Here is a 15543-nt window from a genome sequence, read left to right as displayed (position 1 = left end):
ATGTCCTTTATTTTAAAATATTATTGGGTTCAAAATCCATTTGGGTCTATATTTTTATGCGGGTGCTTTTAATTAAAGCTTTTGATTAATGCTTTTAGTTATTGCCTTTGATTGATGGCTTTGGTTGCTGCTGCGTAATACAGTGAATATTACCGCCACCAAAAACAATCTCTCTTGTTCGTACTCCCACTACCTGATGCTGAGGAAAGACTTTTTCAAGCTGCTCGATGGCGAGTGCATCATTTATATCATCATATTGCGGTACGATGACCGCGTCATTACAAATCAAAAAATTGGCATAGGAGGCGATACAAACATCACCCGTTAGGCGAGGTTTGGCATCATCAGACTGTACAATGTCATAATCATCAGGCAAGGTCACTGGCTGCTGGGTACAGCACAGCTTATGGACTTTTAGTCGTCTGCCTTTTGCATCGGTCATATTTGAGAGCTGCTCATAGGCTTTTTGCGTTGCTTCATAAAACGGATTCTCAGGGTCATCCGTGAATAAGCAAACCACTTCACCAGGGCGCGCAAAGCAGGCGATATCATCGATGTGACCTGTAGTCTCATCAGGATCGATACCATCATCGACCCAGAGCACTTTTTGGACATTGAGATAGGCTTTTAGCTTATCCTCGATTTGCTGCTCATTCAGATGTGGATTGCGTCCTAGGCTTAGCAGGCACATACGCGTGGTCAGAACCGTGCCTTCACCATCGACATGAAACGCGCCGCCTTCCATGACAAAGTCATCCGTTCGATAACGCGGAATATCTAGCTGCTCACATAAGCGTTCTGCGAGTTTATCATCGTCATCCCATGGCGAGTAGAGGCCATCATAGTCTCCGCCCCATGCATTGAACGTCCAATCACAAGCGCGTAGCTCCCCTATGTCATTGATTAAAAATGTCGGCACGGTATCACGCGCCCACGCATCGTTGCTAGGCATAGAGATAACGTCGATATCATCAGGTAAGCTATCGCGGCACTGCTGATAATCGTCAGGATTGACCAGTACGCCAACGTCACAAAACTTGTTAATTGCCAATGCAACATCAGCATAAGCCTTCTTGGCAGGGATTGCTTGTTGTCGCCAGTTATCAGCACGGTATGGCCAGACCATCCATACCTTTTGTATTGGCTCAAACTCTGCTGGCATATAAAAGCCATCCTGCTGCGGGGTTGAGTCTGTCAGTAATATAGACATAAAATCACCTTATCGTACACGAGCGACTATAAAAATAGTGAGAGTAAACTAAAGAGATGGAAATCGAATTAACCGTGAGTGAGCAGCGTGCCATACATCGATGGACGACGGTCACGGAACACACCCCATTGCTGACGATCGATAGCCAGTTGATCTAAGTCAAAGGTGGCGCTAATCACTTCGCTAGTATCTGCTGACGCTTCTTTTATGATGTCGCCGCGGCCATCGGTAATGAACGAGCTACCATAAAACTGCATCGTGCTGTCATTGCCATTTTGGCTGATGGTTTCTGTGCCAATGCGGTTGGCTGCAATAACTGGCATCAGGTTGGCGGCGGAATGGCCTTGCATACAGCGCTGCCAATGGCCTTTTGAGTCGATACCGAGTGTTGGCTCATCACCAATGGCAGTCGGGTAAAACAGCAACTCGGCACCCATCAATGCCATGCTACGGGCGCATTCAGGGAACCATTGATCCCAGCAGATACCGACACCAATCTTAGCGTACTTGGTTTGCCAAACCTTAAATCCTGTATCACCAGGGGTAAAGTAAAACTTTTCGGCATAAGGAATACCGTCTGGTATGTGCGTTTTGCGATAAGTGCCTAATATCTCGCCATCGGCATCGATCACAGTGATGCTATTAAAGAATGTATTGCCTGATTTTTCGTAAAAGCTAATCGGCAATACAACTTCTAACTCTTTTGCCAGTTTTTTGAAGTGATTGATAGCTGCATTGTCTTCGACTGAAGTTGCCAGTTTAAAATAATCAAAGTCATGAACTTGGCAGAAGTAGGGCGTCTCAAACAGTTCTTGAAGTAAGATAATATTGGCACCATCGTTGGCCGCTTCTTTGACCAAGTCAGTCGCGGTCGCAATGTTTTGCTGGATGTCCCAGCCGCATGTCATTTGCGTGGTCGCCACAGTAACGTTTCGCATGATCTCAATCCTTTTATTGATAGATAAGTAATACTATATATAGATGATGATTCGTATATGCTAACGAACAATTTCTCATCATTCGTTAGTGTATAGCGACAATAGTTAAGCTTATATTGGTTAAGCTTTATAGGCTTAAGCCATCATATAGCCCAATCCTAAGAAGGTCACGACGGACAGTCCTGCACCTAGCATCGCGTACGGGAACTGGGTAAAGGCATGCTGCATGGGTGAGCAGCCAGCACCTTGCGCGGCAAGTAGTGATGAATCACTAAAGAAACACGCATGACTACCAAATGATGAGGCTGATAATAATGCGCCAATCATAAGGGGTGTGCTCACGCCAAGGGCGAGCGATATTGGGAACACGATAGGCATCGCCAACACGTACAGACCCCAGCTTGATGAAGTGGCAAAGGTCAAGAAGGCCATGACCGCAAAGATAACCGCAGGGAAGATAATAATGGTCATATAAGGCGTGATAGCCTCAATCACATACATGGTCATACCAAGCTCATCGTTGATTGCTTTTAAGAAAAAGCCACCAATAACCGTCGAGAGGGGATAGAGCATGACTTTAAAGCCTTTAAAGATGGCTTCAACTTGTGTCTCAAAGCTCAAGATACCTTGCATCCAGTAGACAACGACAGTCACAAAACAGGTTAGTAATGCCCCGCGTAACAGGTCGATTTCAAAGTAAACAGTTGAAACAATCAATAGAATCATTGGAAAAGCAAAGTTAGCAATATTGGCTTTGAATGACAGCTTGCGTTTGGCTTTGACATTTGAAATCAGTTGCTCTTCGACAAATGCTTCAGGAACAGGGTTACCAGCCTTGGCGCGTTTCTCTGCTTTTTTCATCGGTCCCCAATCGCCCAATATGCCATAAGCAACTAAGAACACAATCAGTAAGGCAAACCAAGCATAGGCCATATAAGGAATAGCGCTGATATAAAGTCCAATGCCTTCGCCATCTGCTGCTACGCCGTTTTCTTCTAGTAGACCTGCAAAGTAAACGGCCCAAGTCGAGATAGGCACGATAATACACATAGGAGCGGCGGTCGAATCGACGATATAGGCGAGCTTTTCACGAGAGACGTTATAGACGTCAGTGAGTTTTTTAACGGAGGTGGAGACGGCCAAGCAGTTCAAGTAATCATCGATAAAGACCACAACGCCCAAAGCAAAAGTGGCCAATAATGACTGACGACGCGACTTGATAATTTTTTGTAGCCATTCACTAAAACCATCGAGGCAGCCACTGATTTCAAGAAGCTGGATTAACCCGCCCATCAGACCACAGACGAGGACAATCCAAATGATGGTCTCGTTGCCCAAGACCATCGACATATTGTCTGCAAAGGGGGAAACCAAATCAAAGGGGTTGAGCATCACAAGGCCAGCGACGCAGCCTGCAATCATAGATTCAAACGGTCGCCTAGAGACAATGGCGGTGACTAATACTAATAATGTGGGTAATAAAGATAAAGCACCCCAAGATTCATCTGGACCACGGCTCATGGATAGCCAAGCAAAGGCCAGATAGATGACGACGGCTACTATTACGGTGAGAAAGACTCGCTTGTTATGATAGTGCCCTTCGACAGCATCATTGAGTTTCATGTTCATACTTGCGCTCCCTGTAGAACCTCATTTTTTAAAACAAACTCTATTCGGTGGTTGATGCTCGACAGCCAGTAGCGAATCAACTTTCTATCGAGCTTCCTATCACAGCAATCCATTACTGTGATAGGTCAAGGCAACAGTAGTTTTTATGATAAAAACGTCGTCTATGTCGACCGCTTTTATGCATGGTTGGTCATGTATTTACATGCCGGTGGTGTCTTTTAGTGCATACCACCACGAACCCATGACCGAGTAAGGAACGCGTAGAGCCCTGCCACCTGGGAACGGAATCCAAGGAATCTGTGCAAAGGTGTCAAATTCTTTGGTTTTGCCATTGATGGCATCAGCCAAGATTTGCCCGAACAGATGAGAGCCTGTTACGCCGTGTCCACTATAGCCATGGGCGAAATATACGCGTTCATGTAGCTTGCCCATTTGCGGTACACGAGAGAAGGACAAGGCAAAGTTACCACTCCACGCGTAGTCGATTTTCACATCGCGCAGCTCTGGGAAAATCTTATTCATATTGGGTCTGATTTTGGCAGTGATATCAGCAGGATCTTGACCGCCATACACCGTACCGCCGCCAAACAACATGCGTTTGTCTGCTGAGAGGCGATAGTAATCAAGAATGTAGCGCACATCTTCGACACAGACATCAGTAGGGAGCAGTTGGTCGGCCAAATCACCCAATGGTTCGGTCGCGATAATCTGCGTCGATACTGGCATCACGCGATCAGTCAGTTTAGGAATAACTTTATTGAGATAAGCGTTACCGCATAGAACGGCTTGCTTACAAGTCACCGTACCAAACTCAGTAATGACTTTGATAGAGTCATCAGCGTATTCAATATCTACGACTAAAGTGTTTTCATAAATCGTGCCGCCATTTTTTTCGATAGCTGCCGCTTCACCCAATGCAAGGTTCAATGGATGGAAATGACCACCTGAATGGTCGATGACGCCGCCCACATAAGCATCTGACTTGATATGCTCTTGAATGCCATTTTTGTCTAGCATTTCTCGGTCGTGCATACCGTGGCTTTCCCACAGTGCATGCGTCTCTTGCAAGTCTTTTAGTTGTCCGTTATTCAATGCTGCAAAGATGTTTTTTTCTTTGAGGTCGCAGCTGATATCGTAGTCACTGACAAAACGACGAATGATTTTGCCACCGCGAGTCACTAATTGACCGACGAAGTCTGCGCTTTGCTGACCATAAGATTTTTTAATTTTCTGCAGGCTAGCATTTAGACCATTGACGATTTGACCGCCGTTACGACCTGATGCACCCCAACCAATCTGTGCGCCTTCAAGCACGACGACCTCATGATCTGTTTCGATAAGATGTAGAGCAGTTGATAAGCCGCTATAACCACCACCGACCACGCAGATTTCTACTTGAATATCGTTTTTAAGCGTTGGTCTGTCAGGCTTAGGGTTGCGACTGGCTGCATAATAGCTATCAGGGTATTGACCCTTATCTGAGTAATGCGGGATATTGCGCGTGTTATTAGAAGGTGGGTTTTGGTTCGCTGTCGTATTGCTACTTTGGTTGCTATTTGGGCTACTATTTGACATATCAAACATCCTGTAAATAGGTAAGGTATTCAAGGTTGGTCACTTGCTGAGCAAAACGTTTGGCCTCTTGCTTTTTGACTGCAATCAATAGCTCAATCATCTCGCTTGGGAATAGTGAGTCAACCACATCGCTGCTCTCAAATTGACGAATGGCTGAGAGCCAGTCTAACGGTAAGGTTTTCAATTCTGCTGCATCATAAGTAATGCTGTTAATCGGCTCAGGTGCTTCAAGCTTGTTTTCGATACCATACAGCATACCCGCCAGTACTGCGCTACAAACTAGATAAGGGTTGGCATCTGCACCAGACACCCGATGTTCGATACGGCGTGCTCTGGTGTCACCGCCAGGGATACGTACAGCTGCGGTGCGGTTTTCATAACCCCATGACACGTTGTTTGGGGCCAATGTACCAGGGGTAAAGCGGCGGTAAGAGTTGACATGCGGTGCAAACAATAAGGTGCAATCTGACATGGTCTTTAGTAGACCAGCAACGGCATGACGCAACATATCTGAGCCTTCATCTGACCCATCATCGAAGACGTTGTTGCCATCTTTATCTAATAAGCTGCAATGCACATGAAAGCCATTGCCAGACTGTAGGCCAAAAGGTTTTGCCATAAAGGTGGCGGTCAGCTTGCGACGAGCTGCCACAGCTTTGACCACTTGTTTAAACAAAATCGCGTCGTCAGCAGCTTTTAATGGATCATCGACGTGTAATAAGTTGATCTCAAACTGACCACAACCATTTTCCGCCAGTGCCGCATCGACAGGGATATCGAGCTTTTCACACTGCGCGTACACTTCGTCTAGGAATTCATCGAATTGTAATAGGTCATTGATACTTAAGATGGATGTCTTGTTTAGTCTTAGGCCGCTCTTGGGACGGATAGGCGGCTTGGGTGTCTCTCCCTCGGTATAGTCAACCAAATAAAACTCTAGCTCGGTTGCCATCACTGGTGTCAGCCCCAGTGCTTTGAACTTTTTACTGATGTAGTCCAAAACGTGGCGGGCATCACCGTAGTAAGGCTCATTGTCTTCGGTATATAGCCAAATAGGTAGTAGCGATGAAGGGGCACTGGTATTGAGAAGCGGATAAGCAGCACGACCAGTTGGACGGGCAATGGCATCGATATCACCATTGCACTGCGAAGACTCGATGACATCAGCGCCCCATATATCGACACCTAAGATTGACAGAGGTAATCGGATTGCACCGTTTTCTGCTTTTTCCATTTGATCAAAAGGGATGCGCTTACCACGAAGTAAGCCATTGATATCTCCTGCGGCAACATAGACGTACTCTGTGCTGTTTGCAGATTTGACCATTCCATTGGTTGTCATCATGTATGTTCTTCCTATGAATTTGTAGAATTACTGGGTTTGTTACTGCTACTACGTTTTGGCTGTGGTGTCTAAATTTTCTGCTAGTGGCATTTATAACGAACACTTAATAAATAAGTATTTGATAAATGACGAGTTGAATATGAGGTGTTTGTACTACGGCTAAATTTTTTATTAATGATATTAATGACTTATAGACTGTGCTCTTAGGCGTTTTTATTCAGTCTAAAAGCTAAACTATGTTTGTTATCATTGCTGCTGACTTTTAATATATGGATGAAAACTATAATTGTCAATTTTTATTTAAAATTATCTTAAAATAACTCAAATGCGCGTTTCTAGTACAAATATCGATATTAATGAAGTTTATAGTTTACATTTTACGAGGCGTTGTGTTAAATTTTAGCTAAATAAGGGATTAGACAACATAGACAGCCTAGGTCTAGTTGTTATAACGAGGGAAAATGAGATGAAAAATTCCAGACCTATTATTGCTATTGTGTCTTGTCATAAGATGGTTGACGGACAGTCAGCACAGGCGGTATATCAAAAATACATCGATGCAGTAAATTTTTATGGTGGGAATCCTATACTGCTGCCAAACACAGCTGCTGACAGCGAAAACTTCGATGCGCTGCTCGAAATAGCAGATGGAATCTTATTGACCGGTAGTTATAGCAATGTCGCCCCAACTCGTTATGGCGCGACACATACCGAAGCCAAACAAGATCTAGGCCGTGATGAGCTGAGCTTCAAATTATTGGCTTATGCAGACGAAAAAAACATTCCGCTGTTTGCAGTTTGCCGAGGCTTGCAAGAGATGAATGTTCATTTTGGTGGCACGCTATATCCTGACTGGCGTGATATTGATGGGTTTTATGAGCAACATTTAGAAGACAATACCCAACCGCTTGAGGTGCAGTATCAGCCCATACATGACGTCATCATTCAATCTCAAGGAAGGCTGGCAGCATTTGGTGAAAAGTGGCACGTCAACTCATTGCACAAACAAGCCATCAATAAGGTAGGTGAGCGTTTATTCGTCGAAGCGTTAGCGCCTGATGGTCTGGTAGAGGCTATCAGCTTGTTACAACATCCATTTATGATTGGTGTACAATGGCATCCTGAGTTAAATTATGCGCAAGATAGCTTGTCCAAATTTCTATTCACGGAATTTATTCACCATGCCAGAGAACCACAAACCGAATAGCACGACTAAAAGTAAGGCAGAAACTGCTGTCACTGATAGTGATAACATTGAAAACGATGTTGATAGTGTCGATGACAAAGATGTAGCTGATGTTGATATTGAAATAGATGATATCGATGATGATGAACTGAATGATTCTGAGGCAGATGAATCGTTGAAGGAAGACATTGGCAAAAAGATTAATCAGCTGCGTCTAGCAAAAGGTTATTCGCAACGTAAATTGGCAAAACTGTCAGGGTTGACGAACACGTCTATCAGCTCAATTGAGCGCAATAAGGTAAGTCCAGCGGTCAATACGTTAAAGGCGATTTTGACAGTATTGGGTTCTGATCTGACTACGTTCTTTAGTGACGAGTGGAAAGAGCCAAAGGCTAGAGTGATTGTAACGCCAAAGGATCTATTAGAGCTTAATGAACCCAATAGCAAAGTGTCACTAAAGCAGGTATATAACTGCAGCAGGACAAGAAACTTGGGGTTCTTGATCGAGACCTATCAGCCAAATAGCTCAACAGAAGAAAAAATCGCTCACGAAGGCGAGGAGATTGGTACGGTCATCGAGGGTAAGATTATTATCCGTATCGAAGACAGTACCTATTTGTTAAATCAAGGTGATAGCTATGTGATTGATACCATTCAGCCGCATACTTTTATTAATCCTACCGATAGCGTCACCCGTATCGTAAGTGCCCATACACCGACGACTTATTAAACCTAAGCTAAATTTCGTTAAGTTTGATATTGCCCAGTAATGATTGAACAAAAAAGGCTACTTCCATTTTAGAAGTAGCCTTTTTTTGATTATAAAATTACGTAACGAATGAAACGCTTAGCTTACGGCTGTTGATTGTCTTCTGCTGTTTCTGTCGTATCTGCCGTATCGACATTATCCGTTGCCTTCGATTTTTCTTTGGTTAGCTTTATTTTTGGATTTTTAGCAACAGGTTCGATGTTTTTCACAGCGACGTTAAGGGCAGGTTTAGACGCTTTTTTTAGACTGCGTTTGATGCGTCGAACTGCGATAGCATCTGCTTCGGCTTGTTCTTCGGCAAGCGCCGCATCATGTAAGCTTTGATAGACTTCAAGCGTCTTTTCAATCATCTCACGCATGGTAAATTTGTTGGTCATTTCAGGACGCGTTACACTCTCTAGCTGATTTCTAACCGCTTTACAAAGCGCATTGGCATTGTACTTTTTTACCAATCCTTGCGGGTAGAGCGGTTGTAAAATCTCGCTAAAGGCAGCTTGATCCCAGCCAATGACTGGCGTACCTAGATGTATAGCCTGTAGGGCATTGATACCGATTGACTCGGGTTCATTGGCAAGTGCCATGACGATATTGGCCGCCGATAGCCATTCTCGCATATCATTACGCTTGCTGCCCACATAGGTAATGCGTTCAGCTAAGCCTAAGCTATTAGTACGTTGGCGAAAATCTTCATGAGCGACATCGCCGTCTTTATAGTCTTCATCCATAATAATGACGTGAATATTGGGGAACTGCTCTTGCAGGTTACCCAAGATATCTATCAGCCACTCTTGCCCGTACTCGTTACCGATGACAGTTGGGAATACGAGCCATTTTTTGTGCTCAAGCTCAGGGTATTCAGCAAAGGTATGACGTAACCAATAAACCGAAGGATTATGACGATAAGGGTAGCGCCGAGTGTCGATACCGCGATAAATACGCGTGATGACTTTAGGATCTACGTCTTCGATGCGCAGTCCTTTTTTTAAGTATTGAGTGACACTATCAGATACGGTGATTATTGTATCAACGTTGAGTAGGGCTTGAGAGTACTTATTAATAGGATAAAAACCATACATGGTCGAGACCAGTTTGGGAAAACGTCTGACGCGCGCACGGCGCAATGCCAAATGCAATATCCATGCAGGGGTACGCGAGTGTACATGGATGACATCGGGTTCGTACTTTTCTATCAAATGCCGCAGTGCAGAGACTTGCAATAGCGATAGCCAAGACTTTTTATTCACGTGTAGCTGATGGTATATATTGCCATCACGTTTGAGACGTCTAACCAAGTCATTGTCTTCATCGGCACTAGAGACAATGATAGAGGTATGCTCATTTTTGACCAATGCCCGCCCAAGATGAAAAATGCCGCGCTCGGATTCATCATGCTTTAGAGACGACAGTAAGCGCATAACTTTCATAATAGCGTTGGTCACCGGTTAGTAATATCAATTTGCTATTGTCAGTTAAAAGCGATTAAAACTCAACCATCAAGATAAAAAGATGAGGTCAGATAGGCGGTTTTTAGACTATATAAGCGTAAGGCATGGATTAATAAACACCAAAAGCCATTAGCGTCGTTTTTGTAAATGCTCAGCATTGGGCAGTACTTGTTTTTCACTCAAGTATTTCCAGTAGCGCTGCGGAAGATATTGCTTATGCAGCTTAGGGTTTTTGCGCTCTTTGATATTGACGTTGGTAAAGTAGCCTTGCCAAAATTTTTGATAGCGCTGCTCATCAGGACTATGGATGCTGGCAGGGTTACGCAGTACCGCATCATCAAGATCAGTGATGGTTTGCAGCTTTGCTGGACGTGATGGTGTGCTATTACTTTTATCATAATAGATGCCATAACCCCGCGTTAGATCATAGATCGCCCAGTGCTGATCCTGATAACGCTGCCGAAAGTGCTCTCCGATTAATGGTAGTACATTAAAATCAGGCTCTACACGTGCAAAATAAATATCATCAGTCGTATGCTCAAAACGTACAAACGCCTCCATACGATGTTTTTCACGGCCGACAGACTTGACCGTTTGCACTAGTTCAAGAACATCTAAATTACCTAGGTCTTGCATGATTTGACGATTGGGATAGTCGATGGCGTATTTGACCACGCGAAACAATGTCGTACCAATATCATTTTTCTCTGATAAAAATCCCCATAAGATATTTCGCATGCCTGAGCGACCCAATAAGGTATTTAATTTGACTAACACGCGCTCGGCTTTATCCTCATCAGTTGCCACGCTAGTCGCCTGAGCGATAAGTGATGGCACATAGCAGTCTTGAGCAGTTAGCTTTAGTGACACATTGTTTTGTAGCCGATAGGAATAGACATAAAACACCGCACTCAGCCAACCTTCAAAGCTAGGCTCATACAGTACAATGCTAGGCGTTAATTGACCGAAAGCGTAAGAGTCATTTTGCATAAGTGCTGACATGTTATATCCTACATTTCTATCATAAATACAGTAGCGTGATAGCAGGTTTTTTAACACGTGCTATCTAGAGCCATTCTAAAATAAAGCCAACTGCCCACTACGCTGATCGTTAAACTTGGTCTGTGTTTGAGCCAATACATACTGACGAAAATTATCGCGCGTTAAATGAGCAAGGTGTTCGTTTTTGCCAGTGGTTGCGATGAAGTATTTAGCACGGTTGACCGCAGCGCCCATCTTTTTTAGATGGTATAGCGTTAATTGATTGAACTTACGTGCTTTGACGATTTTTTTAGCCGTTTTTGTACCGATACCTGGGATACGTACAATCATCTCATAAGTCGCTGTCTGGATATTGACTGGGAAATGCTCGCGATGGCGTATTGCCCAAGCCAGTTTTGGGTCGCAGTCTAAATCTAAAAACGGCGACTCCGGCTCCACAATCTCATGCGCACCAAAACCATAAAAGCGCATTAACCAATCTGCTTGATACAGACGGTTCTCCCGCACCGTCGGCACAGGCGTTCCAATCGCAGGCAAGCGATTATCAGAGAGCATAGGTACATAACCTGAGTAATAGACCCGCTTGAGATCATACGTTTTGTAAAAGTGACTCGACAGCTGAATCACTTGCAAGTCAGTCTCGTTACTCGCACCGACAATCATTTGACTGGTCTGACCTGCTGGCGTGAACTTAGGCGCTTTTTTATGAGTTTTCCGGCTTTCACGAATGGTGATGATTTCTTCTTTTACCGTTTCCATCGGTGCTTTTAATTGGTCATGTGATTTTTCTGGCGCAAGCAAAGCCAATCCTGATTTGGTCGGAATCTCGATATTGACGCTCAAACGATCAGCATACAACCCTGCTTCTAGCAGCAGCTCTTTTGACGCACCTGGGATGGTTTTTAGATGAATATACCCGTTGAAACGCTCACGCGTACGCAAGAGTTTGGCGACTTCGACTAGTCGCTCCATTGTATAGTCGCCACTTTTAAAGATACCAGAGCTGAGAAATAACCCTTCGATATAGTTACGGCGGTAAAACTGCATGGTCAAGTCGACAACTTCTTCGACACTAAACGCAGCACGCGGTGTGTCATTGCTCTTACGCGAGGTGCAATAAGCACAGTCGTAAATGCAGTGATTGGTCAAAAGAATCTTTAGCAGACTGACGCAGCGACCATCTTCGGTATAGCTGTGACAGATACCTGTTGCTGAGGCATCACCTAATCCACCGCCTTGGTTTTTGCGAGTACCAGCGGAGGATGAGCAGGAGACATCATACTTGGCAGCATCAGCCAAAATATTGAGTTTTCCCTGTAATCTTTCATAATTGATGTTTGCCATAAGTCGCGTTTTACCAATTAATTGATGAAAGACTATTTTACCAAAATTATCGCTAAGTCATTGTATTTATAGGTGAAGTTAGAATGATATGCGACAACGGTTGTCGTCACAAAAATCTGGACTTTTGGATATGGTTTGAATTTACATAAAGATTTTTTCAGCTAACAATCCAATGACTAAACCGCCAACGATACCTGCAATACCGAGTAATAAGAGAGGAATGGCTAGTATCGTGAGTATCTGTGCTTGGCTTTTTTGAATCTCAATAGAGTAGTGGTTTAAATCAATATTGGTCAACGGTATAGCGCCTCCTATCATTGCTTGAAATCTTGAGGTACTTGAACCTGGTACTAGCTTTAATTCGTAGTGACCCGCTTCCGCCTTAAAAGTAAAAAGCTCCATTCTTCCAGTATTAAAATTGTTTGAGCGTGGAGACACCATTGAGCGATTAAGCTTGATTTCTTTGTCAGTAGCGGTATTGAGAATATGTGGTTTAAAATAGGTCAGCGGCGTTTTTTTGAACAGAGGGCCTTTGTGCCAGATTGCATAAACGCCTGGTTTTGAGACAGTGAAACTACCTGCATTATCGTTATATGGTAGCGTCAATAATATGATGCCATTAAATGCATTGCTAAACAGTTTTATTGCTTTAAAAACAATAAATATGCCAATAAGAACAAGGATGAATAGAAGTATTCTAATGGACAGGATGCTCATTATTCATCTTTCTTAGTGATATAGAGCTTAATAATAACGTGTTACAGCCAATAAAACTACAAGGCTCATTTTTCAGATTAACAAACGTTTATTTGTATCACAATAAGTTGGCTATTTTTCAAAAAAAGGTGTTGTGGACTAGATAGCTAGTCCACAAGACCTTTCACATATACCGATAGCTGTCAAATAATAATATGCGACAGTTTAATGTTTACTGAACCTTGGCACGTATGACGACAGTTTTGGCCGCATTGGCATCAAAGTTCACCAAGTTCCATTTTAGACCAGAGTAGTTTTCTTGGACAACCACCGTATTGCCAACTTGCTGAATGGTTTGATAGCTGTCTCCGCCAGTGGTAGCAAGCGTCGGCAGAGGACTATTCAACGAAACTAACTGGACGCCACTTGGTAATGAGATCATGGCGTTGATGTCATTAACCGGCTGTGCCGTGGTATTGGTATAAGTGGTGTGATACTCGATCACATCACCAGGGGCAATATGATTGGCAGGAACGGCAACTTCACGTCCATCAGCATTTTTTAGAATTTTCATGACTTTGGTATTTGCATTGACCACGCCAGGCGTACTAAAGGTAGGAGTCAGTTGCAACGTATCCAAAGTTGTCGTCGTGGTCGTTACTTGATTGGTCACTGGCTGCTGCATAATCACTGGCGGGGTGACGTTGGTTGCGACAGGTAGTACTTGCGTCACGCTGCTGGCAGGCGTGGTAATCACATCTACTTTAGTGACTTTATTGGTAATAGAGTTAGTCACCGGTACGCTAGTAACGGTCGTCGTACCTTGGACTACAGGAGACTGACGCACGACGTAGCGTGGTACAGTGGTCACCTGAGTTACCGCGTACGGCATGCCGTCTTGCATGGTGATACCGTTTGGCGTCGCCGTAATCGTAGCAGTTTTGCCATCAGAGTATTGCTCGACCACCGTGGTGCTACCGCTCGCAGATGAGCTAATAGCAATCTCAGGGGCAGCATTGGCAGATGACGCGGCCAACATGATACCTGCTAGCAATGCAGACATAGCTGCATTTTTTGCCATAGTCGTTTTAGTAGTTAATGCTTGAAAACCATCGTTCATAATCATAAAAGACTCCTCAAAAATAATAGTAAGTAATACAACAATAGATAATGCCTAGATAAACAAAACCCCCGCTAAATGACACCAAAAAATATGCCAAATAACGAGGGTAGTAGTGCTGATATTAGCCTATGTATGCGATCAGACCATCATTATTTTTAGTAAGAGCGCAGCAGTGCTAACTTGTATAAAAGCTATTCAATCTTAAATATTTCTTATTGAATAGACTTAGTACTAAAGCTGTTGTGTACTCAAACTCAAATAATTATGCGCCAAAACAAATCATGGATAAAAGCAGCATTGTGTAACCGAAATGGTATAAATGCTATTTATGTGTAGTACGGCTTTCATCTATGGAATTGCATAACTAAGTCGCTAGTCACAATCATTGTCATAAAAACTATTATCTAAAAGTCATTTCTCGAACTGTCTAACTTTGAGAACATCAAATTTATAGATTAGAACGCAGTGTAGCTATTAGTCATATATAACTTTCATGACTTCATATTCAACCACGCCCTTTGGCGTTTCGATGCGCACTTCGTCGCCTTCGAACTTACCAATCAAACCACGAGCGATTGGTGAGTTGACTGAGATTTTACCAGCTTTAAAGTCAGCCTCATCATCGCCAACGATTTTGTATTGTTTCTCTTCTTCGGTGTCCATGTTTTCGATCACGACGCTGACACCAAACACGATACGGCCTTCTTTTGGCAGTGTCGAAGGATCGATGACTTGAGCGCCACCAAGTTTGGCTTCGATATCACGAATACGTGCTTCACAAAAACCTTGTTGCTCACGGGCAGCATGGTATTCAGCATTTTCTTTCAAATCGCCGTGTTCGCGTGCTTCAGCAATCGATGCTGTGATGCGTGGACGGTCGACACTTTTTAGCTGTTTTAATTCGGCTTCTAAAGCCGCGTGTCCTTGCGGAGTCATTGGGTAACGTTGCATGTTTTTTCCTTAAACCAATAACACCACACCACCTCATAATGAGATGGTGTCAGTGTTGTTGCAATGGATATAAAATATAAAAGAGTGATAATTAAGACGATGTAATGAATAAGTTGGCTATCATTTATGAGTGTATCTCACCTCAATTCAAGCATAGGCGCACTTAAGCTTACGTAATAAAAAGCATAGTCGCAATTTAGCCACTATGCTTTTTAGGTCTATCACGGTAAAGGTATCGTTCCTCAAGCATGGTTGGCTATATTTAAAGCAAACAACAATACTTGAGTGAGCTTTTAGGCAAGCCTAACGGTTATGCTTAATCTACTGAAA

Annotated in this window: 13 protein-coding genes; 2 read left to right on the top strand and 11 right to left on the bottom strand. The window is 43.5% G+C overall.

The window, feature by feature from the left end; genetic code table 11:
* Positions 1-94: 94 nt before the first annotated feature.
* From aguA to ACIGBM_RS06800, 5 genes are all read right to left on the bottom strand, one after another.
* Entirely contained in the window at positions 95-1210 is a 1116-nt protein-coding gene (aguA, locus tag ACIGBM_RS06820) for an agmatine deiminase (RefSeq protein WP_397477225.1), read from the bottom strand.
* Between the two features lie 68 nt (positions 1211-1278).
* Positions 1279-2151, bottom strand: coding sequence for an N-carbamoylputrescine amidase (aguB, locus tag ACIGBM_RS06815; RefSeq protein WP_397477357.1), 873 nt, complete (start codon positions 2149-2151; stop codon positions 1279-1281).
* A gap of 132 nt (positions 2152-2283) precedes the next feature.
* Positions 2284-3777, bottom strand: a complete 1494-nt coding sequence (locus ACIGBM_RS06810; RefSeq protein WP_101205679.1) for a Na+/H+ antiporter NhaC family protein — start codon at positions 3775-3777, stop codon at positions 2284-2286.
* Positions 3778-3975: 198 nt separating this feature from the next.
* A complete protein-coding gene (locus ACIGBM_RS06805; protein ID WP_397477224.1) occupies positions 3976-5352 on the bottom strand; it encodes an NAD(P)/FAD-dependent oxidoreductase in 1377 nt (458 codons plus the stop codon).
* Position 5353: 1 nt separating this feature from the next.
* A complete protein-coding gene (locus ACIGBM_RS06800) occupies positions 5354-6697 on the bottom strand; it encodes a glutamine synthetase family protein (RefSeq protein WP_238052363.1) in 1344 nt (447 codons plus the stop codon).
* A gap of 466 nt (positions 6698-7163) precedes the next feature.
* Between ACIGBM_RS06800 and ACIGBM_RS06795 the strand changes: the two genes are divergently transcribed.
* On the top strand, positions 7164-7904 hold the full coding sequence (locus ACIGBM_RS06795; protein ID WP_397477223.1) for a gamma-glutamyl-gamma-aminobutyrate hydrolase family protein: 741 nt from the start codon (positions 7164-7166) through the stop codon (positions 7902-7904).
* On the top strand, positions 7879-8613 hold the full coding sequence (locus tag ACIGBM_RS06790; protein WP_290177656.1) for a cupin domain-containing protein: 735 nt from the start codon (positions 7879-7881) through the stop codon (positions 8611-8613). Before ACIGBM_RS06795 ends, ACIGBM_RS06790 begins: the two co-directional genes overlap by 26 nt.
* Before the next feature lie 122 nt (positions 8614-8735).
* On the opposite strand, the gene ACIGBM_RS06785 is transcribed toward ACIGBM_RS06790, so the two are convergent.
* The 6 genes from ACIGBM_RS06785 to greA form a co-directional block, all read right to left on the bottom strand.
* Positions 8736-10076: a glycosyltransferase family 4 protein gene (locus tag ACIGBM_RS06785; protein WP_397477222.1), complete on the bottom strand. Its 1341-nt coding sequence runs from the start codon at positions 10074-10076 to the stop codon at positions 8736-8738.
* Between the two features lie 150 nt (positions 10077-10226).
* Positions 10227-11099 carry a TIGR03915 family putative DNA repair protein gene (locus ACIGBM_RS06780; protein ID WP_397477221.1) on the bottom strand — a complete coding sequence of 291 codons (873 nt, stop codon included), beginning with the start codon at positions 11097-11099 and terminating at the stop codon, positions 10227-10229.
* A 75-nt stretch (positions 11100-11174) separates the two neighbouring features.
* On the bottom strand, positions 11175-12443 hold the full coding sequence (locus tag ACIGBM_RS06775) for a putative DNA modification/repair radical SAM protein (protein WP_397477220.1): 1269 nt from the start codon (positions 12441-12443) through the stop codon (positions 11175-11177).
* Positions 12444-12584: 141 nt separating this feature from the next.
* Positions 12585-13049, bottom strand: coding sequence for a hypothetical protein (locus ACIGBM_RS06770; protein ID WP_397477219.1), 465 nt, complete (start codon positions 13047-13049; stop codon positions 12585-12587).
* A gap of 322 nt (positions 13050-13371) precedes the next feature.
* The gene (locus tag ACIGBM_RS06765; RefSeq protein ID WP_397477218.1) at positions 13372-14265 is read right to left on the bottom strand and encodes a hypothetical protein; all 894 of its coding nucleotides are present in this window, start codon (positions 14263-14265) and stop codon (positions 13372-13374) included.
* Between the two features lie 471 nt (positions 14266-14736).
* The gene (gene greA / locus ACIGBM_RS06760) at positions 14737-15213 is read right to left on the bottom strand and encodes a transcription elongation factor GreA (RefSeq protein ID WP_057760725.1); all 477 of its coding nucleotides are present in this window, start codon (positions 15211-15213) and stop codon (positions 14737-14739) included.
* Positions 15214-15543 lie beyond the last annotated feature (330 nt).

Origin of the sequence: Psychrobacter sp. NPDC077938 (assembly GCF_044542635.1) — a bacterium.
Taxonomy (GTDB): Bacteria; Pseudomonadota; Gammaproteobacteria; order Pseudomonadales; family Moraxellaceae; genus Psychrobacter.
Note: the sequence above shows the minus strand (reverse complement) of the source record. Positions and strands in the feature narration are given on the sequence as shown.

What these genes read in the sequence shown, in the direction of transcription:
- greA (WP_057760725.1), bottom strand. Translation starts at nt 15,213, where the DNA reads ATGCAACGTTACCCAATGACTCCGCAAGGACACGCGGCTTTAGAAGCC.
- ACIGBM_RS06775 (WP_397477220.1), bottom strand. Translation starts at nt 12,443, where the DNA reads ATGGCAAACATCAATTATGAAAGATTACAGGGAAAACTCAATATTTTG.
- ACIGBM_RS06805 (WP_397477224.1), bottom strand. Translation starts at nt 5,352, where the DNA reads ATGTCAAATAGTAGCCCAAATAGCAACCAAAGTAGCAATACGACAGCG.
- ACIGBM_RS06780 (WP_397477221.1), bottom strand. Translation starts at nt 11,099, where the DNA reads ATGTCAGCACTTATGCAAAATGACTCTTACGCTTTCGGTCAATTAACG.
- ACIGBM_RS06790 (WP_290177656.1), top strand. Translation starts at nt 7,879, where the DNA reads ATGCCAGAGAACCACAAACCGAATAGCACGACTAAAAGTAAGGCAGAA.
- ACIGBM_RS06795 (WP_397477223.1), top strand. Translation starts at nt 7,164, where the DNA reads ATGAAAAATTCCAGACCTATTATTGCTATTGTGTCTTGTCATAAGATG.
- ACIGBM_RS06810 (WP_101205679.1), bottom strand. Translation starts at nt 3,777, where the DNA reads ATGAACATGAAACTCAATGATGCTGTCGAAGGGCACTATCATAACAAG.
- aguA (WP_397477225.1), bottom strand. Translation starts at nt 1,210, where the DNA reads ATGTCTATATTACTGACAGACTCAACCCCGCAGCAGGATGGCTTTTAT.
- ACIGBM_RS06765 (WP_397477218.1), bottom strand. Translation starts at nt 14,265, where the DNA reads ATGATTATGAACGATGGTTTTCAAGCATTAACTACTAAAACGACTATG.
- ACIGBM_RS06800 (WP_238052363.1), bottom strand. Translation starts at nt 6,697, where the DNA reads ATGATGACAACCAATGGAATGGTCAAATCTGCAAACAGCACAGAGTAC.
- ACIGBM_RS06785 (WP_397477222.1), bottom strand. Translation starts at nt 10,076, where the DNA reads ATGAAAGTTATGCGCTTACTGTCGTCTCTAAAGCATGATGAATCCGAG.